This window comes from Streptomyces sp. NPDC002490 (assembly GCF_040296045.1).
Lineage (GTDB): Bacteria > Actinomycetota > Actinomycetes > Streptomycetales > Streptomycetaceae > Streptomyces.
In genome coordinates, this window is the sequence record NZ_JBEOWM010000001.1 from 205,328 (window position 1) to 223,113 (window position 17,786).

General features: G+C 75.1%; 20 protein-coding genes. 9 read left to right on the forward strand and 11 right to left on the reverse strand.

Annotated features, from left to right (window positions below; all coding sequences use genetic code 11):
* The first annotated feature begins 13 nt into the window (after positions 1-13).
* Positions 14-619 (forward strand): GTP cyclohydrolase I FolE, encoded by a 606-nt coding sequence (gene folE, locus ABT092_RS00945; protein WP_351238293.1) that lies wholly within the window; start codon positions 14-16, stop codon positions 617-619.
* Between the two features lie 39 nt (positions 620-658).
* On the opposite strand, the gene ABT092_RS00950 is transcribed toward folE, so the two are convergent.
* The 6 genes from ABT092_RS00950 to ABT092_RS00975 form a co-directional block, all read right to left on the reverse strand.
* On the reverse strand, positions 659-1,153 hold the full coding sequence (locus ABT092_RS00950) for a DUF3180 domain-containing protein (protein WP_351238295.1): 495 nt from the start codon (positions 1,151-1,153) through the stop codon (positions 659-661).
* 80 nt (positions 1,154-1,233) lie between these two features.
* On the reverse strand, positions 1,234-1,842 hold the full coding sequence (gene folK / locus ABT092_RS00955; RefSeq protein ID WP_351238297.1) for a 2-amino-4-hydroxy-6-hydroxymethyldihydropteridine diphosphokinase: 609 nt from the start codon (positions 1,840-1,842) through the stop codon (positions 1,234-1,236).
* Positions 1,839-2,198, reverse strand: a complete 360-nt coding sequence (folB, locus tag ABT092_RS00960) for a dihydroneopterin aldolase (RefSeq protein ID WP_351238298.1) — start codon at positions 2,196-2,198, stop codon at positions 1,839-1,841. The genes folK and folB overlap by 4 nt, the downstream gene beginning before the upstream one ends.
* A gap of 135 nt (positions 2,199-2,333) precedes the next feature.
* Positions 2,334-2,804, reverse strand: a complete 471-nt coding sequence (locus tag ABT092_RS00965) for a nuclear transport factor 2 family protein (protein WP_351238421.1) — start codon at positions 2,802-2,804, stop codon at positions 2,334-2,336.
* A 74-nt stretch (positions 2,805-2,878) separates the two neighbouring features.
* Positions 2,879-3,739 (reverse strand): dihydropteroate synthase, encoded by an 861-nt coding sequence (folP, locus tag ABT092_RS00970; RefSeq protein WP_351238300.1) that lies wholly within the window; start codon positions 3,737-3,739, stop codon positions 2,879-2,881.
* A 69-nt stretch (positions 3,740-3,808) separates the two neighbouring features.
* Positions 3,809-4,975 carry an ABC transporter ATP-binding protein gene (locus ABT092_RS00975; RefSeq protein ID WP_351238302.1) on the reverse strand — a complete coding sequence of 389 codons (1,167 nt, stop codon included), beginning with the start codon at positions 4,973-4,975 and terminating at the stop codon, positions 3,809-3,811.
* Between the two features lie 192 nt (positions 4,976-5,167).
* Here ABT092_RS00975 and ABT092_RS00980 point away from each other — a divergent pair, with 192 nt between their 5' ends.
* From ABT092_RS00980 to ABT092_RS00995, 4 genes are all read left to right on the forward strand, one after another.
* Entirely contained in the window at positions 5,168-5,872 is a 705-nt protein-coding gene (locus ABT092_RS00980; RefSeq protein ID WP_351238304.1) for an ABC transporter permease, read from the forward strand.
* A complete protein-coding gene (locus ABT092_RS00985; RefSeq protein ID WP_351238306.1) occupies positions 5,869-6,549 on the forward strand; it encodes an ABC transporter permease in 681 nt (226 codons plus the stop codon). Before ABT092_RS00980 ends, ABT092_RS00985 begins: the two co-directional genes overlap by 4 nt.
* 90 nt (positions 6,550-6,639) lie before the next feature.
* Positions 6,640-7,707: an ABC transporter substrate-binding protein gene (locus ABT092_RS00990; RefSeq protein WP_351238308.1), complete on the forward strand. Its 1,068-nt coding sequence runs from the start codon at positions 6,640-6,642 to the stop codon at positions 7,705-7,707.
* Positions 7,708-7,778: 71 nt separating this feature from the next.
* Complete coding sequence (locus ABT092_RS00995) at positions 7,779-9,125, forward strand: hypothetical protein (RefSeq protein ID WP_351238310.1); 1,347 nt, start codon at positions 7,779-7,781, stop codon at positions 9,123-9,125.
* A 108-nt stretch (positions 9,126-9,233) separates the two neighbouring features.
* Here ABT092_RS00995 and ABT092_RS01000 read toward each other — a convergent pair whose 3' ends face one another.
* Genes ABT092_RS01000 through ABT092_RS01010 form a run of 3 tightly spaced genes read right to left on the reverse strand, consistent with a single transcriptional unit; the run spans position 9,234 to position 11,654 of the window.
* Complete coding sequence (locus ABT092_RS01000) at positions 9,234-9,701, reverse strand: GNAT family N-acetyltransferase (protein ID WP_351238312.1); 468 nt, start codon at positions 9,699-9,701, stop codon at positions 9,234-9,236.
* Positions 9,702-9,741: 40 nt separating this feature from the next.
* Positions 9,742-11,106: a PH domain-containing protein gene (locus ABT092_RS01005; RefSeq protein WP_502968363.1), complete on the reverse strand. Its 1,365-nt coding sequence runs from the start codon at positions 11,104-11,106 to the stop codon at positions 9,742-9,744.
* Entirely contained in the window at positions 11,103-11,654 is a 552-nt protein-coding gene (locus tag ABT092_RS01010; RefSeq protein ID WP_351238314.1) for a PH domain-containing protein, read from the reverse strand. Before ABT092_RS01010 ends, ABT092_RS01005 begins: the two co-directional genes overlap by 4 nt.
* A 31-nt stretch (positions 11,655-11,685) precedes the next feature.
* On the opposite strand from ABT092_RS01010, the gene ABT092_RS01015 reads away from it, so the two are divergent.
* Positions 11,686-12,867: an NADH-quinone oxidoreductase subunit D gene (locus tag ABT092_RS01015; protein WP_351238316.1), complete on the forward strand. Its 1,182-nt coding sequence runs from the start codon at positions 11,686-11,688 to the stop codon at positions 12,865-12,867.
* A gap of 24 nt (positions 12,868-12,891) precedes the next feature.
* Here ABT092_RS01015 and ABT092_RS01020 read toward each other — a convergent pair whose 3' ends face one another.
* The gene (locus ABT092_RS01020) at positions 12,892-13,953 is read right to left on the reverse strand and encodes an SAM-dependent methyltransferase (protein ID WP_502968364.1); all 1,062 of its coding nucleotides are present in this window, start codon (positions 13,951-13,953) and stop codon (positions 12,892-12,894) included.
* Between the two features lie 272 nt (positions 13,954-14,225).
* Between ABT092_RS01020 and ABT092_RS01025 the strand changes: the two genes are divergently transcribed.
* Entirely contained in the window at positions 14,226-15,452 is a 1,227-nt protein-coding gene (locus ABT092_RS01025) for a sensor histidine kinase (protein ID WP_351238318.1), read from the forward strand.
* 80 nt (positions 15,453-15,532) lie between these two features.
* A complete protein-coding gene (locus ABT092_RS01030) occupies positions 15,533-16,210 on the forward strand; it encodes a response regulator transcription factor (protein WP_351238320.1) in 678 nt (225 codons plus the stop codon).
* Positions 16,211-16,229: 19 nt separating this feature from the next.
* Here the strand turns inward: ABT092_RS01030 and ABT092_RS01035 are convergent, their stop codons facing one another.
* On the reverse strand, positions 16,230-17,351 hold the full coding sequence (locus ABT092_RS01035; RefSeq protein WP_351238322.1) for a DUF5937 family protein: 1,122 nt from the start codon (positions 17,349-17,351) through the stop codon (positions 16,230-16,232).
* A gap of 214 nt (positions 17,352-17,565) precedes the next feature.
* On the opposite strand from ABT092_RS01035, the gene ABT092_RS01040 reads away from it, so the two are divergent.
* On the forward strand, positions 17,566-17,775 hold the full coding sequence (locus ABT092_RS01040) for a hypothetical protein (RefSeq protein ID WP_351238324.1): 210 nt from the start codon (positions 17,566-17,568) through the stop codon (positions 17,773-17,775).
* The last annotated feature ends 11 nt before the right edge of the window (positions 17,776-17,786 follow it).

Below are 17,786 nucleotides of genomic sequence, written 5' to 3' on the forward strand. Positions count from 1 at the left end.
AACGAGGCAGACCATGACCGACCCCGTCACACTGGACGGCGAGGGCACGATAGGCGAGTTCGACGCGAAGCGGGCGGAGGCCGCCGTCCGGGAACTGCTCATCGCCGTGGGGGAGGACCCCGACCGCGAGGGGCTGCGGGACACCCCCGCCCGGGTCGCCCGCGCCTACCGGGAGATCCTGGCCGGGTTGTGGCAGGAGCCGGAGGACGTCCTCACCACCACCTTCGACCTCGGGCACGACGAGATGGTCCTGGTGAAGGACATCGAGATCGTGTCCCTGTGCGAGCACCACCTGCTGCCGTTCCACGGGGTGGCCCACATCGGGTACATCCCCGCCGAGTCCGGCAAGATCACCGGACTGTCGAAGCTGGCCCGGCTGGTCGAGGTCTTCGCCCGGCGGCCCCAGGTGCAGGAGCGGCTGACCACGCAGGTCGCCGACTCGCTGGTGCGCATCCTGGACGCCCGGGGCGCGATCGTCGTGGTCGAGGCCGAGCACATGTGCATGTCGGTGCGGGGCATCCGCAAGCCGGGCGCCAAGACGACGACCTCCGCGGTGCGCGGGCAGTTGCGGGACGCCACCACCCGTGCCGAGGCGATGAGCCTGATCCTGGCGCGCTGAGCCCCGGCGCTGCGTGGGCCCGGCCCGGGGGCGAGGGGCTCAGGCCCCGCGGGCCTCGGTGCCGGGCGGATGGGGGGTGTCGTCGTCCTCCGGGAGCTTGCAGACCCGTTCGAGGAAGAGCGCGGCCAGTATCACGGCGATCCCGGCGAGGACCGAGAAGCCGGCGTAGACGGCCTGGTCCCGGCGGGCCGGCACGTCCAGCGAGCCGAGCAGGAAGACCCCCACCCCGCCGTAGACGCCGGCGATCAACGCCGCGACCAGGGCACTGGCCTGGCCGAAGACCAGGGCCCGGGCGGCCATCAGCGGGTCGACGCCCTTGGCGCCCGGCTCCCGGTCCCGCTGGGCGCGCAGCCGCGCCCGCAGCGACAGCGCCGTGGCGCCGAGGACCACCGCGATGACCGCGAGCACGATGGGCGCGGCCAGCGGCACCCCGGGCAGCGTGCCGAGCGAGTCCCACAGACGGGCTCCCGCCCAGGACACCAGGCCGGCCCCCAGGAAGAGGCCGAGCAGGGTCCTGATGCGCAGCTGGTTCACGTCGCCCCTTCGCGTCGGTCGGTCGCGGTCCGGTGTCCTCGGGCCGTGCGCGGTCGTGCCGTTCCGTCTGACCTTAACGACTACTCGGGCAACCGGAGTTCCAGGTCGGGGCGCGGCGTGACCCCGTCGCGGGACACCCCGGCGAGCAGGGCGGCCACCGGACCGCGGCCGGGGACCTCGGCATCGGGATCGACGTCGTGCCAGGGCACCAGGACGAAGGCCCGCTGGTGGGCGCGCGGGTGCGGCAGGGTGAGCTGCGGGTCCTCGGAGACCGTGTCGGCGTGGGCGATCACGTCGACGTCCAGGGTGCGCGGCCCCCAGCGCTCGGTGCGGACCCGGGCGAACGCCTCCTCGACGGCCTGGGCGCGCTCCAGCAGCGAACCGGGCGGCAGGGTGGTCCGCACGAGCACCACGGCGTTGAAGTAGGAGGGCTGGGAGCCGGGCTCGACGCCCCAGGGCGCGGTCTCGTAGACGGGGGAAACGGCCGTCACCCGCAGCCCGGGGGTGTCCTCCAGCGCGTCCACGGCGCCCTGGAGGTTCTCCAACCGGTTGCCCAGGTTGCTGCCGAGGGAGAGCACGGCGCGTCGGGGGTTGCTGAGGGTGGTGTCGGCGGCGTCCACCCGTGCGGTGACCTCGGGGGGCACCGGCTGGACGGTGGGGTCCCCGGTGCTGTCGTCCGGACGGGTCATGCGCGGCTCCGGGTGATGGTGACCGTCACGTCGTCGAACGGGACGGTGATGGGGGCGTCGGGCTTGTGCACGCACACCTCGACCTCCTGCACGGCCTCGTGGGCGAGGCAGGAGGCGGCGATGCGTTCGGCGAGGGTCTCCACGAGGTTGACCGGTTCGCCCTCCACGATGGCGACGACCTCCTCGGCGACGATGCCGTAGTGGACGGTCCTCTCCAGGTCGTCGCCGGCCGCGGCCGGCCGGGTGTCGAGGCCCAGGACCACGTCCACCAGGAAGGTCTGGCCCTCCTCGCGTTCCCGGGGGAACACCCCGTGGTGGCCGCGGGCCTTCAGGCCGCGCAGTGCGACACGATCCACGCCTTCGCTCCTGCCTCGTCGCTGTCTTCGTCGTTCGTCCTGCGTGCGGTTCACGCCCCGATCGAGGCTACCCGGGCCCGTCGCCCTCGATGGGGCGCGGGGGCCGCCGCGCCCCGTCCGGGCGGTCGGCGCAGGTCAGGGTGTTGGGTCCGGGGGTTCCTCGGTCGCGTCGGGGTCGGTCTCGGCGAGGACCGGGGACGCGTGGTGGGACCAGAGCTTCCACCCCTGCGGGGTCTGCCGGAACACGTTGGTGGCCACCACCAGCTGCCCCACCAGCGGCCCCAGCTCGCCGCCGTCCTTCGGGGCGGGCCCACCGCTGAGGATGTTCTCGGTGCAGGTCACCAGTGCCGTTCCCGCGGAGACGGTGACCTGCACGTCGGTGAGGAAGAACTGGATGTACTCGGTGTTCGCCATGATCAGCGCGTAGGAGCGCAGCACTTCGCCGCGGCCGCCCAGCGGGTGCCAGCCCGGGTGCACGCAGGAGACCCGGGGCCCGGTGCCGGGGGGCGTGTCCGGGAGGTCGCGGTCGTCGAGCCAGAGGTCGGACAGGGCGTCGAAGTCGCCGCGCTCGACCGCCTCGTAGTAGGCGGTGTTGGCGCGTTCCACGGCCTCCTGCTCGGGTGTCGTCGGGCCGGGGTCCCCGGGGAGCTCGGGACCGTCGGGGGCGGGGTGGGAGGAAGTCAACGGGCTCCTTCGACGGCACGGGCCACCCGGACGGCGTCCGCGGTGGCGTGCACTTCGTGGACACGGACCGCCCAGGCCCCGTGGTGCGCGGCGAGCGCCGAGACGGCGGCGGTCGCGGCGTCCCGTTCGCGGGCGGGCGGCGGGGCGCCCTCGGGACCGGCGAGGACCCGGCCGAGGAAGCGCTTGCGGGAGGCGGCGACCAGCAGCGGGTGGCCGAGGGAGCGCAGCCGGTCCAGGCGGGCGAGGAGGGCCAGGTCGTGGTCGGCGTCCTTGGAGAAGCCGAGGCCGGGGTCGACCACGATCCGGTCCGGGGCCACGCCGCCGGCCAGCACCGCGTCCACCCGGGCCCGCAGTTCGTCGACGACCTCGGCGACGACGTCGGCGTAGACCCCGCGGACGGCGGGTCCCGCCAGGAAGCCCCGCCAGTGCATCACCACGAAGGGCGCACCGGCGGCGGCGACGACCGGCACCATCGCCGGGTCGGCGAGTCCGCCGCTGACGTCGTTGACCAGGGTGGCGCCGGCGGCCAGCGCCCGCTCGGCGACGGGGGCGCGCATGGTGTCGACGGAGACCACCACCCCCTCGGAGACCAGCCCGCGCACCACGGGGACGACCCGGCGCAGTTCCTCGTCCTCGTCGACCCGCAGGGCGCCCGGGCGGGTGGACTCGCCGCCCACGTCGACCAGGTCGGCGCCCCGGGCGACCAGGTCCAGACCGTGCTTGACCGCGGCGGTGGTGTCGAACCACCGGCCTCCGTCGGAGAAGGAGTCCGGGGTCACGTTGACGACGCCCATGACCGCGCAGCGGTCCCAGTCGGGCAGTCCGGCGACCCGGCCACGGCCTTGGAGGTGGTTCATGCCTCCAGCGTAGGCCCGTACGGGTGGTGGCGTTCCCCCGACCGGGTGGTGTGCACCGGGTGGAACCGCTCAGTCACCGGGCACCGGGTCCGGGGCGGTCGGTCCGCCGGGGGCGCCCGCCGGGCCCGCCCCGGCGGACCGGCGCAGCGCCGTGTGCAGCCCGGCCGGGGTGAGCACCCCGAGGAAGCGCCCGCCCGCCCCGTCGGCCGCGGACCCGGTCGGGGCGCGGACCGCGACCCAGCCCGTGTCGTGCTGGAGCATGGCGGCGAGCGCCTGCCGGAGGGAGGCCCCCAGCGGCACCCAGGCGTCCAGGGGCCGGGCGTGCTCGCCGGCCGTGCCGGTGCGCGCCCGCGCGTGCGCCGCGGACACCCAGCCCCGCGGGGCGCCGTCCGCATCCAGGACGACCGCCCAGGGCGCGTCCACCTCGCGGGGGAGCGCGTCGTCCGTCCGCACCACCGGCGGCCGCTCCAGGTCGCGCTCCTCCACCGCGGTCACGGCCAGCCGCTTCAGCCCCCGGTCGGCGCCCACGAAGTCGGCGACGTACCCGCCGGCCGGGGCGCCCAGCACGGTCGCCGGGGTGTCGAACTGCTCGATGCGGCCCTGCCCGTAGACGGCGATCCGGTCGCCGAGCCGGACGGCCTCCTCGATGTCGTGGGTGACGAACAGCACCGTCTTGCGCACCTCCCGCTGGAGCCGGAGGAACTCCGACTGGAGGCGTTCGCGGACCACCGGGTCGACCGCGCCGAACGGTTCGTCCATCAGCAGCACCGGCGGATCGGCGGCCAGCGCGCGGGCCACCCCCACCCGTTGGCGCTGCCCGCCGGAGAGCTGGTCGGGGTAGCGGGCGCCGTGCACGGCCGGGTCGAGGCCGACCAACTCCAGCAACTCGGCTGCCCGGGCCCGGGCAGCGGCGCGCCGCACGCCCAACAGGTGCGGCACGGTCGCCGTGTTGTCGAGGACGGTGCGGTGCGGGAAGAGGCCCACCTGCTGGATCACGTAGCCGATGCCGCGCCGCAGGGCGACCGGGTCGGCGTCGGCGACGTCCGCGCCGTCCAGCAGGACCCGTCCGGAGGTCGGTTCGACCAGCCGGTTCACCATCTTCATGGTGGTGGTCTTGCCGCAGCCGGACGGGCCGACCAGGGTGACCAGCTCACCCGCCGCGACCTCGAACGACAGGCCGTCGACGGCGCTGGTGCCGTCGGCGTAGCGCTTGCTGACGTTCTCGAACCGGATCAAGGCTCCCCCTACGGGTGCGGGACGGACGGTACGGGTGGGACGGCTGACCGGAGAACGCCGTCGGACGTCGCCGGGCGGGGTGCGTGCCCGCCCGGACGACCGGGTAATCCCAGGTTGACAGACGGGCGTGCGAAGGGGACCGGGTGTGCCCGGCGCGCGCCGGGGGAGAAGCGGGGGACGGGGAGGTGACCGGTGGGCGCGCGCGGCTGTCTGGTGACGAACGACTGGATCTGCGGTGAGTACCTGCGCTCCCGCGCACCGGAGTTGTGGGAGGCGACGCTGCAACACCTGGCGCTCACCGCCGCGTCGGTGACGATCGGCTGCGCCGTCGCCCTGCCGCTGGCCCTGGCGGCCCGCCGTTGGCGGGCGTTGGCCGGCCCGGTCCTCGGGCTCACCACGCTGCTGTACTCGGTGCCCTCGCTGGCGATGTTCTCGCTGCTGCTGCCCCTGTTCGGCCTCTCGGCGGCCCTGGTGGTCACCGGACTGGCGCTGTACTCGCTCACCATCCTGGTCCGCGGCGCGCTGCTGGGCCTGGAGTCGGTGCCCGAGGAGGTCCGGGAGGCGGCCCGGGGCATGGGGTACGGGCCGCTGCGCCGGCTGTGGGAGGTCGAACTCCCGCTGGCGCTGCCCGCGCTGCTCGCCGCCGTCCGGATCGCCACCGTCGCCACGGTGGCGCTCGCCACGGTCGGCGCGATCGTCGGCCACGGCGGCCTCGGCACCCTGATCCTGGACGGCCTCGACACCAGCTTCAGGGCGCAAGTGCTCACCGCCTCGCTGCTGTGCGTCCTGCTGGCGGTCGCCGCGGACCTCCTGCTGCTGGGCCTCGGCCGGCTGCTCACCCCGTGGCGGCGGACCGCCCGCACCACCGGCCGCGGAAGGGCGGTGCGCACGGCGTGAACGCGATCCCCGGGGCGTACGACTGGCTCACCACGGGCGCCAACTGGCAGGGCGAAGGGGGCATCTGGCGCAGACTCCTCGAACACCTCCACCTCAGCGGGGTCAGCCTGCTGGTCAGTTGTGCGATCGCGCTGCCGCTCGCCCTCTGGCTCGGCCACCTCGGCCGGGGCGGGACGCTCGCGGTCAACCTCGCCAACGTCGGCCGCGCGGTGCCCACCCTGGCCGTCCTGGTGCTGCTCACCCTCACCCCGCTGGGCGCCCACGGCGACCTGCCGACCCTGATCGCCCTGGTGCTGTTCGCGGTGCCCCCGCTGCTCACCCAGACCTACACCGGCGTGCGCGGGGTGGACCGGTCGGTGGTGGAGGCGGCCCGGGGCATGGGCATGAGCGGCTGGCAGCTCTTCGCCCGGGTCGAACTGCCGCTCGCCTACCCCGTGGTGGCGGGCGCCGTCCGCTCGGCGGCGGTGCAGGTGGTCGCCACGGCCACGCTCGCGGCCATGGCCGGGGAGGGCGGCCTCGGCCGGATCATCACCGCCGGGTTCAGCCTCCAGGACACCGCCCAGGTCGTCGCCGGCGCCTTCCTGGTCGCGGTGCTGGCCCTGCTGGTGGAGGGCGTGCTGGTGCTCGCCGGCCGGCTGGGGGACCCGATGCGGGGACGGCCGCGCACGGCCCGCTGAGCCGGTGGTGCGCCCCCGGCGGACACGGGGCGTGCGTTGCGAACGGAAAAGAAGTCGGTCCCGCACGCATCAGGGAGAGGGAGACATTCGATGCAGAACGCCCGAGACGGCCGCCCGACCGCGGACACCCCCGCGGAGCCCGGCCCCCCGGGGGCCGCGACACCCCCCGTCACCCGGCGGACGCACCGTCGAACACCGCGCGGAGCAGCACGGACCGTGCTCGCCGCGCTGTCCGTGGCGGCCCTGACCGCGGGGCTCACCGGCTGCGCGGGCAGCAGCCTGGAGGAGGGCGCGGACGGCGGCGGTGCGGGCGGCGGGAAGCGGGGGTCCCTCGTCGTGGGCTCCGCCGGATTCACCGAGGCGAAGATCCTCGCCCGGCTCTATCAACAGGTGCTCTCCGAGGCCGGATACGCCACCACGGTGAAGACCGTCGAGAACCGCGAGATCTACGCCCCGGCCCTGGAGAAGGGCACCGTCGACGTCGTCCCCGAATACGCCGCGACGCTCGCCGAATTCCTCAACCGCGACGAAAACGGCCCCGACGCGGAGCCCGTGGCGTCCAGTGATGTCGGCGCCACCGTGGCCGAGTTGAAGAAGCTCGCCGAACCGCGCGGTCTGAAGGTACTACCCGCGGGGAAGGCCGTCGACCAGAACGCGTTCGCCGTCAGCGCCGAATTCGCGGAGAAACACGGTCTCACGTCCCTTTCGGATCTCGGCAGGACCGGCGAGAAGGTCACCATCGCCGCCGGCGAGGAATGCGAGGTGCGGACCTTCTGCGCGCCCGGCCTCCGGAAGACGTACGGCATCGACGTCGCCGGGGTCGACCCCAAGGGCGTGGGCACCGTCCAGTCGAAGCAGGCCGTCAAGGACGGCACGGACCAACTGGTCCTGACGACGACCACCGACGCCACCCTCGACGCCTTCGGACTCGTCCTGCTGGCCGACGACAAGAAGCTCCAGAACGCCGACAACGTCCTTCCGGTGGTGAACGCCGACGACGCCGGGGACCCGCGCATAGCCGACGCCCTGGGCGAGTTGACCGCCGTCCTCACCACGGAGGATCTCGTGGAACTCAACCGCCGGGTCGACGTCGAGCGGCGCAAGGAGGCGGATGTGGCGAAGGCGTATCTGGAGTCGAAGGGACTCGTGAAGAAGTAAAGCGCGGGCCCCGAGCCGATTTTGTGCGGGCGGGTCGGCAACATTGACCCGTGCGCGGTAAGTTTCTCGCTATGCCACGTGGACGCCACCGCCATTCGCCGCCCCTGCACCGGCTGCTCCCGCCCACGGTGATCGCCGGAGCTTCCGTTCTCTGCGCCTCGGGCGCCTGGTTCATCTCCGAAACCGCGCTATTGCGGGGGCTCGTTGCGGGTGCCGCGGCGGCGGCCGTCGCCGGCTCGGTCGTGATGCGGAACTGGGACCTGTCGGCCGGCCGGCGGGTCGCGGAACTCCGACGGGCCCGCACCCGTGACGAGTGGCGCTTCGAGGAACGCCTCGCCGAGGTCGAGGGCGAGCTGGAGGCGGCCCGCACGGCGCGCGGCAAGCTGGAAATGCGGCTGCGCGCCAAGCGCGCCGAACTCACCGCCCTGCGCGGCGAGCACGCGGCACTGCTGCGCCGGTACGCCAATGCCGAGACGGAACGGGCCAGCGCCCTGGAGGGCCACCGCAAGCTCGCCCGGGAGAGCACCGCGGCCCCGACCGCCGTGCCGCCGAAGGCGGCGCCGGTGGCGACCGTCGAGCTGTACCGGCAGGCCAACGAGGCGTTGAGCGTGCTGGCCCGCCGCAAGGCGGCCCCCGCGGCGGCCCCGGCCGCCGGAACCCCGCCCGAGGCGGCGCCGCCCGCGTCCCCCCGGGCCGCCGCCGGCCCGTCGACGGCGACCCCGTCCCGGGCGACCGTCCCGCCCCAGGCGACGGCCGCCTCCGCGAAGGCGGTGCCCGCCCCGACCGAGGCGGTGCCCGCCCCCGCGAAGGCGGTGGGCGCGGCCCCGACGAAGCCCTCCGCACCGGCTCCCGCCGGCCCGCCGACGAAGGCCACGCCGACGAAGGCTCCGGTGGCGAAGGCCACGCCGGCGAAGGCTCCGGTGGCGAAGGCCACGCCGGCGAAGGCTCCGGTGGCGAAGGCGACGGAACCCCGTCCCGCCGGCGCCGCGCCCACCGCTCCGGCGGCCACGCCGGCGCCCACCGCGGTGCCCGCGCCGGCGCGGGCGACCCCCGCCCCGGCGGTCCCCGCGGACCACGAGCGGGCGCCCGCGGTTCCCGCTCCGGCGTCCCGGGCGGCGGCCGTCGTCCCGCCGCTGCCCCCGCGCCCGCGCCCGGTCACGGGCGGCTTCGACTACTTCGGCAACAAGTCCGCGCCGCCGGCGCGCCCCGCCGCCGAATCGGTGCGCAACGAGGACGTGGCCGATCTCGCCGACGTCGTCGGCGAGGAGGCGCTCGCCCTGCACAAGGCGGCCTCGGAAGCGGAGTTCAAGGCGTCCAGCGAGGCCGAGCGCGGCATCGGCCAGGTCGTGGACCTGACCGCGCACGACGAGACGGAGCCCATCGACCTGCACGGCCTCCGCTCGGCGCTGCGCGCCTGACCGACGTCCCGCCGGCCCGGTCGGACACCCCGTGGACCACGGGGTGTCCGACCGGGCCGGTCCGCGTGCGGCCCCGTCTCCGGTGCGTCGGTGCGAGGGGGCGCCGGCTCAGGGACGCACCGGGACGTCGAACGGAAGCGGGCGCCGGAACACCACCATGGGACGGCCGGGGCCCCCGTGGTCCTCGACGGTGGTCGCCGCGAAGCCGAGGCGGCGGTGGAACGCGATCGAGCCGCTGTTGGCCGGTGAGGTGATCGCCTTCAACCGCCGGGCCCCTCGCTCTCCGGCCGCCCCGGCGAACGCCGTGTAGAGACGGCGCCCCAGACCCGTCCCCCGGGCGTCGTCCCGGACGGCGACGAGGTGCACGTACCCCGTACGGGTGGGAGTGACGAAGCCGAAGAGGAACCCGTGGACGCCGTCCGCGGCCCGGGCCGCCAGACAGGTCCCCTCGAACTCCTGGACGAGCGCCAGCAGGTGCAGGGAGCGGAGGTCGCGCTCCCCCCAGTACCGGTGGTGAGCGGCGAGGACCTCGTGGTAGTCGGCGACGGTGGCCGCCGCGATCTCCGGTCGGGGCACACCGGGAGGATGCCCGCCCCGGTGCCCCGCGACGCGCGGATCAGGTCATCCACCGGTCCGGGGTCGCGGTGCGCCGACCGGTGCGGGACCGTTCGACCTGCGCGGCCCACAGCGCCCGCGCCTCCTCGACGTCCCGCAGCCGGGTGGGCAGGCTCTTGTTGGCGCCGGTCTCCACGTGGACGTCCGCCAGTCCCAGCCGACGCTGCCAGGGGCCCTGGGTGAACCGCACGCTCTGCACCTTCGCGTGCGGCACCAGCGACAGGCTGCGCCGCAGCAGTCCGTGCCGGGTGGCGAACACGGTGTCGGTGGCGGCGAAGCCGTACCCCCGCCACCACAGCGGGACGCACCAGCGGGCTCGCCGCGGCGGACGGGACAGCGCGGCGGGCACGGTCACCCCGGGCAGTATCCGGGCGATCACCTCGACGGCGAGCGCCCGCGGGGCCACCGGCAGCAGCACCGAGTCGGAGGAGCCGGCCACGTCCAGTTCGACGCGCACCCAGTCGCGCCGCCGCCACAGCAGCGGCTCCTCGATCCGGACGGTCTGCACCCGGCCCGGCGGCACCGTCTCGTGCATCCGGTCGAGCAGTCCGTAGTCGATGCGCAGCCCGTCCGGCGACTCGGACAGCGTCCAGTCGTACTCCTTCAGGAACCGGCCCGCCGAACCGTTGAGCGCGATGCCCAGCACCGGCAGCCCCGCCCCGAGCACCGCCCAGGGGCTGTGGGTGACGTTCCACAGGAACACCGCCAGCACCACCGCGCACACCAGCGCGATCCAGGGGCCGCCGCTCAGCAGGACCGCCACGACGAGCTGGCGCGGCGCCACCCGGACCAGTTCCCGGGCCGGGGCCTCGCCGACCGCGGGGGCGCTCTCCGGGGCGAACCCGGCGGCGCGGGCCAGCAGTTCGGCCCGGAGCGCCCGGGCCTCCTCGGCGCCCAGGAAGGCCAGTTCGTCCTTCTCCTTGTCGGCGCCGACGACGTCCAGCTTCAGTTTGGAGACGCCCAGCACGCGGGCCAGGAGCGGCTGGGCCACGTCGACGGCCTGGATGCGGTCCAAGCGGATGTGGGCCGTGCGCTTGAAGAGGAGCCCGGTACGGATGCGCAGTTCGGTGTCGGTGACGGCGAAACGGGTGTACCACCAGCTCAGCACCCCGTAGAGGGCGCCGGTCAGCAGGAGGGCGGCGATGCCGGCGAGGAGGTACCGCAGGTCGAGGGAGGTCATCCGGTCCCGGGCCCCGTCCGGGTCGTGCACCGCCCAGCCGGCGACGGCCGCGATCGGCGCCCAGGCGCGGCGCAGCGGGGTGACCGGGTGCAGCCGTCGTTCCACCGGCTCGGCGGCCAGGACCGCGGGCGCGGTCGGTGCCGGCGGCCTCGCGAGTTCGGGTGCGGTGGGGTCCGGGGTGGTCACAGGCCCGCCGATCGGGCCTCGCCCAGCTCGGTGAGCCGGTCGCGCAGCCGCTCGGCCTCCTCGGGGAGCAGCCCGGGGATGCGGCCGTCGGACGCGGCGGCGGCCGTGTGCAGTTGCACGCTGGCCAGCCCGAAGCGCCGTTCCACCGGCCCGGAGGTGACCTCCACGAGCTGCATCCGCCCGTAGGGGACCGCCGTCTGCTGGTGCCACAGCACGCCCCGGCTGATCAGCAGGTCGTCGGCGCGCTCGGTGTACCGCCAGGAGCGCCAGTTGCGGGCCAGCAGCGGCCAGCCCCACAGCAGCAGGCCCAGCGGCAGCACCGCGAAGGCGGCCCAGCCGGGGCCGACGAACAGCCCGAGCAGCAGGCCGGTGGCCACCGTCAGCGGCACCAGCCACACCACCAGCAGCAGCCGGCGCATCCGCAGCAGCCCCCGGGGCAACCCGGTCCACACCGGTTCGGCCGCCGTGCCCGGAGCGCCGTCCCCGCCGGCACCGCCGTCGCGTCCGGCCCCCGCGTCCGCGGCCCGCCCCGCGTTCCCCGTTTCCATGCGGCCAGCGTACGTAAGGGAGACTGGGTGCATGACACCCATGACGCCCGGGCCCGTGGCGAGCGGTTCGGCGACGGAGACCGTGGTCGGCATCGGCGGCGCCGCGGAGAACACCGACATGGTGCTCAACATCGGCCCCCAGCACCCCTCCACCCACGGGGTGCTGCGGTTGCGGCTGGTGCTGGACGGCGAGCGCATCCGGCAGGCGGAGCCGGTCATCGGCTACATGCACCGCGGTGCGGAGAAGCTGTTCGAGGCGCGCGACTACCGGCAGATCGTCATGCTCGCCAACCGCCACGACTGGCTCTCCGCGTTCTCCAACGAGCTGGGCGTGGTGCTCGCCGTGGAGCGGATGCTCGGCATGGAGGTGCCCGAGCGGGCGGTGTGGCTGCGCACCCTGCTGGCCGAGCTGAACCGGGTGCTGAACCACCTGATGTTCCTCGGCTCCTACCCGCTGGAGCTGGGCGGCATCACCCCGGTGTTCCACGCCTTCCGGGAGCGCGAGGAGCTCCAGACGGTGATGGAGGAGGTCTCCGGCGGTCGGATGCACTACATGTTCAACCGGGTCGGCGGCCTGAAGGAGGACCTGCCGGCGGGGTGGACCGGACGGGCCCGGGAGGCGGTCGCCTCGGTGCGGTCCCGGATGGACGTGTACGACCGGCTGGTGCTCGGCAACGAGATCTTCCGGGGCCGCACCCGGGGGGTGGGCGTGCTCGCGCCGGAGACGGTGCACGCGTACGGGGTGAGCGGTCCGATCGCCCGGGCCTCCGGCGTCGACTTCGACCTGCGGCGCGACGAGCCGTACCTGGCGTACGGGGAACTGGGCGACGTGCTGCGCGTGGTCACCCGCGCGGACGGCGACTGCCTGGCCCGCTTCGAGTGCCTGCTGGAGCAGACGCACAACTCCCTCGACCTGGCCGTCGCCTGTCTGGACCGGCTCGCGGAGCTGCCGCCCGGCCCGGTCAACCAGCGGCTGCCGAAGGTGCTGAAGGCGCCGGAGGGCCACACCTACGCCTGGACCGAGAACCCGCTCGGGGTGAACGGCTACTACCTGGTGTCCAAGGGCGAGAAGACCCCGTACCGGCTGAAGCTGCGCTCGGCCTCGTTCAACAACGTCCAGGTCCTGACCGAGCTGCTGCCCGGGACGCTGGTCGCCGACATGGTGTCCATCCTGGGGTCGCTGTTCTTCGTGGTCGGCGACATCGACAAGTAGGGCCCGCACCGCCCGGTGAGGGCCTCAGTCGGAGAGCGGGTCCTCGATCCCCACCGGCTGGAGCAGCCAGGTGAAGTCGCCGAGCCCGCCGGGCGCGGTCAGTTCGGCGGCCTCGCCGGCGCGGGCCAGGGCGCGCAGGTAGCCGGCGGGATCGCCGGTGGCGAGGGCGAGCGGCGGCCGGCGTCCGCTCACCCCGAGGGCGTGCAGGGCGGCCCGCTGCGCGAGCAGCCGCCCGCCCGGCAGGGCGCAGGCGTCGAGGGCCACGTGCGCGGTGACGTCGCAGCTCCCGTCGGGGACGGGCGGCACCTCGCGGCCCGCCCGGAAGCCGGTGAGCGTGCCGTACGGGGGTCGGGCCGTCCGCGGATGGGCGTAGTCGACGGCGACCGCGAGCCCGGCGGCGAGCGTGGCCGCGGCCGCGGCCCAGGCGGTGTCCCGGGGGCGTCCGATCTCGATGCGGAGCCCGGGGGCGGGCCGGCCGTCCGGGCCGGTGGGCAGCGGCCACCAGCGCTCGGCCCAGGCGGCGTCGGCCGGTGCCGCCGCCGCCAGCGGCCGGCCGAGGGACTCGGTGCCGTCCGGGGCGACCAGCACCTGCCGGACCACCCCGTCCCGATCGGTCTCGGCCACGTCCAACGGGACGTTGTCCAGCCACTCGTTGGCGAACAGCAGGCCCCGCCGGGCGCAGGGCGGCTCGGTGCGCCACTCGATCCGGTGGTCGAGCCCGTCCGGTCGGTCCGCACGTTCCACGGCCACCGCCCGGGTGCGCCCGGCCACCTCGCCGGGCAGTGCCGCGAGTACCCCGGCCACCAGTTCCCCGCGGCCCGCCCCCAGGTCCACGAAGGCCAGCTCCGGGGGGCGCCCCAGCGCCTCGTCGACCCGGCACAGCAGCCCGGCCACCGCCCCGGCGAAGAGCGGCGAGGCGTGCACGGAGGTGCGGAAGTGCCCGGCGGGCCCCTCGGGGCGCCGGTAGAAGCCCCGCGGCCCGTACAGCGCCTCCTCCGTCGCCGCCCGCCAGCCGCGCACCCCCGCGGGCGCGCCCGCGCTCTTCGGAGCTCCCGCGCCGTGCGCCCGCTGCGTCCGGTCCGTCACCTCGTCCTCACGGTTCCTCGTCCGTCCCGTCGTCGGTCACGTCGTCTCACGTCGTCCTCAGGCCGACAGGCTAGGGCCAGCGGGGCCCACCCCGTCGCAGCGGTGGGCCCCGCTGTCGGGACGACCCCCGCTCCTCCGCGCCGACGAGGGGCGGGGCCGGGGACCGGCCGCCGGGACGGCGGGGGCGTCCACCTAGCGGAGTACGCGTGTGCAACGGGGATGGGACCTCCGGTTGACCCCGGCGGGGGGTGCGGCTGCCTACCCTGGGTTACGTGCAGCGTGTCTACGATTTCCTCCGCAGCCACCCGACCGGGGTCGACGTCTTCTGGGCCGTCGTCCTGCTCGGGCTCAACCTGGCGGGACTGATCAGCACGGCGCAGACGCCGCCACCGCCGGACGAGGAAGTGGTCGGTGCCGTCCTCAGCCCGGTGTCCGTGGTGCTGTCGTTGCTGCTGTCACTGGTGATCGCGCTGCGCAGACGGGCCCCGGAGCGGATGCTCGTGCTCGGCGTGGTGATCGGCCTGGCCCAGCTGGCCCTCGACATCCCGCCGATGCTGTCGGACTTCGCCCTACTGGTGATCGTCTACACGGTGGCGGCGGACGGCGTGGGCTGGGCCTCCCGGCTGGCGTTGACGACCGGGCTCGCCGCGGCCCCGCTCTCGCAACTGCGTTGGCCGGACACCGGACAGAGCGCGCTGCGCAACCTGTTCTTCATGCTCTTCCTGACGGTGCCCTTCGCCCTGGCCTGGGTGCTGGGCGACTCCATCCGCACCCGCCGCGCCTACCTGGCCCAGCTGGAGGAGCGCGCCGCCCGGCTGGAGCGGGAACGGGAGGCGCAGGCCAAGGTGGCGGTCGCCGCCGAGCGGGCCCGCATCGCGCGCGAGCTGCACGACGTGGTGGCGCACAACGTCTCCGTCATGGTCGTCCAGGCCGACGGCGCCGCCTACGTGCTGGACGCCGCGCCCGACCAGGCGCGCAAGGCGCTGGAGACCATCTCCGGCACCGGCCGTCAGGCGCTCGCCGAGATGCGTCGGCTGCTCGGGGTGCTGCGCACCGGGGAGCCGGAGGAGGCCGGCGAGTACGTGCCGCAGCCCGACGTGGAGCAGCTCGGCGACCTGGTGGAGCAGTGCCGCACCGCGGGGCTCCCGGTCGACTTCAAGGTCGAGGGCACGCCGCGCCCGCTGCCCAGCGGGGTGGAGCTGACCGCGTACCGCATCGTCCAGGAGGCCCTGACCAACACCCGCAAGCACGGCGGGCCCAACGCGGGGGCGAGCGTGCGGCTCGTCTACTTCGACGACGGCCTCGGCCTGCTGGTGGAGGACGACGGCAAGGGCGCGCCCCAGGAGATGTACCAGGACGGCGGCGCGGACGGCCAGGGGCACGGTCTGATCGGCATGCGGGAGCGGGTCGGCATGGTCGGCGGCACCCTGGACGCCGGCCCCCGCCCGGGCGGGGGCTTCCGGATCAGCGTGCTGCTCCCGCTCAAGCCCGCACACTGAAGGGGTGCACCCGGCCGGCGCCGTCCGCGCCCGGTGCACCGCCCGCCGCAGGATGTCCGCAACAGGAAGGCCGTTCCCCCATGTCCGCGATCAGGGTCATGCTCGTCGACGATCAGGCGTTGCTCCGCACCGGTTTCCGGATGGTGCTCGCCGCCCAGCCGGACATGGAGGTCGTGGCGGAGGCGGGCGACGGGGTGGAGGCGTTGGAGGTGCTGCGCGCCACCTCCGTCGACGTCGTCCTGATGGACGTGCGCATGCCGAAGCTGGACGGCGTGGAGACCACCGGCCGCATCTGCTCCGCCCCCAACCCGCCGAAGGTCCTCATCCTCACCACCTTCGACCTCGACGAGTACGCCTTCTCCGGGCTGAAGGCCGGGGCCTCCGGGTTCATGCTCAAGGACGTGCCCCCGGGCGAGCTGCTGGCCGCGATCCGCGCCGTGCACAGCGGGGACGCGGTGGTCGCCCCGTCCACCACGCGGCGGCTGCTGGACCGGTTCGCGCCGATGCTCCCCGAGACGGGCGCGCAGCCGCAGAACAAGCGGCTGGAGCGGCTCACCGAGCGGGAGCGGGAGGTCATGGTGCTGGTCGCGCAGGGGCTGTCCAACGGCGAGATCGCGGCCCGGCTGGTGCTGTCCGAGGCCACCGTGAAGACCCACGTGGGCCGCATCCTCACCAAGCTCGCCCTGCGCGACCGGGTCCAGGTCGTGGTCCTCGCCTACGAGACGGGTCTGGTCCGGGCCGGCGGCGGCCCGCTCTGACCCGCCGGCGCCGCGCCGCTCAGCGCAGGATGCCCTCCAGGAAGTCGGAGCCCAGCCGCGCCACCACCGTCACGTCCAACTGGTGCAGGACGTAGCGCCCGCGCCGCCGGGTGTGGACCAGGCCGGCCTTCTTCAGCACGGTGAGGTGGCGCGAGACCTCGGGGGCGCTGAGGCCCAGGGCGTGCGCCAGCTCGCCGGTGGTGTACGGGGAGCGGGCGATGTTGCGGCAGAGCCGGAGCCGGACGGGGTGGGCCAGTGCGTCCAAGCGGCGCTCCAGCACCTCGACGGGGGCGGGGGCGGGGAGCGCCCCGGTCGCCACCGGGTACTGGACGACCGGGCGCCAGCCCGGGGCGTGCAGGGCCAGCAGGTGCGGCCAGCCGAAGTGCGAGGGGACGAACACCAGCCCCGGGCCGATGCCCGGGTCCACCGCGGTGGTGGTGCCGTGCGCGAGCTTGTCGAGGGTGATCCGGCGGCCGTCCTCGTCCACCGACAGCGCGGGGGAGACCGCGGTGAGCGCCTCCGGGAGGCCCCGGCGGCGCAGCAGGTCCGTCTTCTGCCGGGCGTCGGTGGCGAGCTGTCCGTGCACCCGGCGCCAGGTGTCGGCGAAGAACGCCTCGTCGCAGTCCTCCAGCAGTCGGCGCATCCAGGAGCGGACGGCCGCCGGGTTGGCCAGCAGCCGCCGGGTGAAGTCGGCCTGGCGCGGGCCCCGGGTGGTGGCCAGGTCCAGTGACTCGGCGGCGCGGGCCGGGTCGGTCAGCGGGGACGGCCGGCCGGCGTCGTAGGAGTGGTTGCAGGTGAACTCCAGCGCGGCGTCCACGAACCGCTCGTCGTCCAGCCGGTCGAGCTGGTCGAGTTCCTCGGCGAGGGTCGGCGCGGGGCGGCCCAGCCGGCCGGTGCGCACCCCCGCGAACGGCATGAACACGTCCGAGAAGGTGGTCCGCCACAGGAAGTCCGCCTCGCACAGGCGGTCGGCGAGGTCCGGTTTGAGGGCGGCGGCGGTGGCGGTGGCCCAGCCGTGCAGCCCCGGGTGGTGACCGGGCTCGGCGAGGGCGTGCAGTGCCATGCCCAGCTCGGCCAGCGGGGACGGGTCGAAGACGATCCGCTCCGGCGGCAGCCCCGCGATGTCGATGTGCACGCTCATGCGCCCATGGTGCACCCGGCCGCCGACACCGCCCGTCCGATTGACGGCCCGCGTCAATCGGCGTGACCGGGCCCGGGGGCCGGAGCAGTCTCGAAGGTGCCGGAGGGGCCGCCGCCCACCGCCGGCACCGCAGCGCGGCGCCGCACGCAGAGCGTCCTGTGCGCGCCGCGGCCCGGGCCCCGGCGGTCCGGGCGGAGGAGAACGGGTGAATGTCATGAGCATTACACAGCAGTACGCCCTGGACCTGTACCGGGCCCGCCGACGCGGCGAGGCCCCGCCGCCGGCGCCCGGCCGGCACGACTGGCGGACCGTCGCCGAACTGCGCGAGTACGGCCGCTTCCACGCCGTCGTCACCGGCCGCCCGGCCCGTCGTCGGTGGCGCGCCGCCCTGTCCCGACTCCTCGCACCCCCGCGCACCCCGTGACCTCCCGGCCG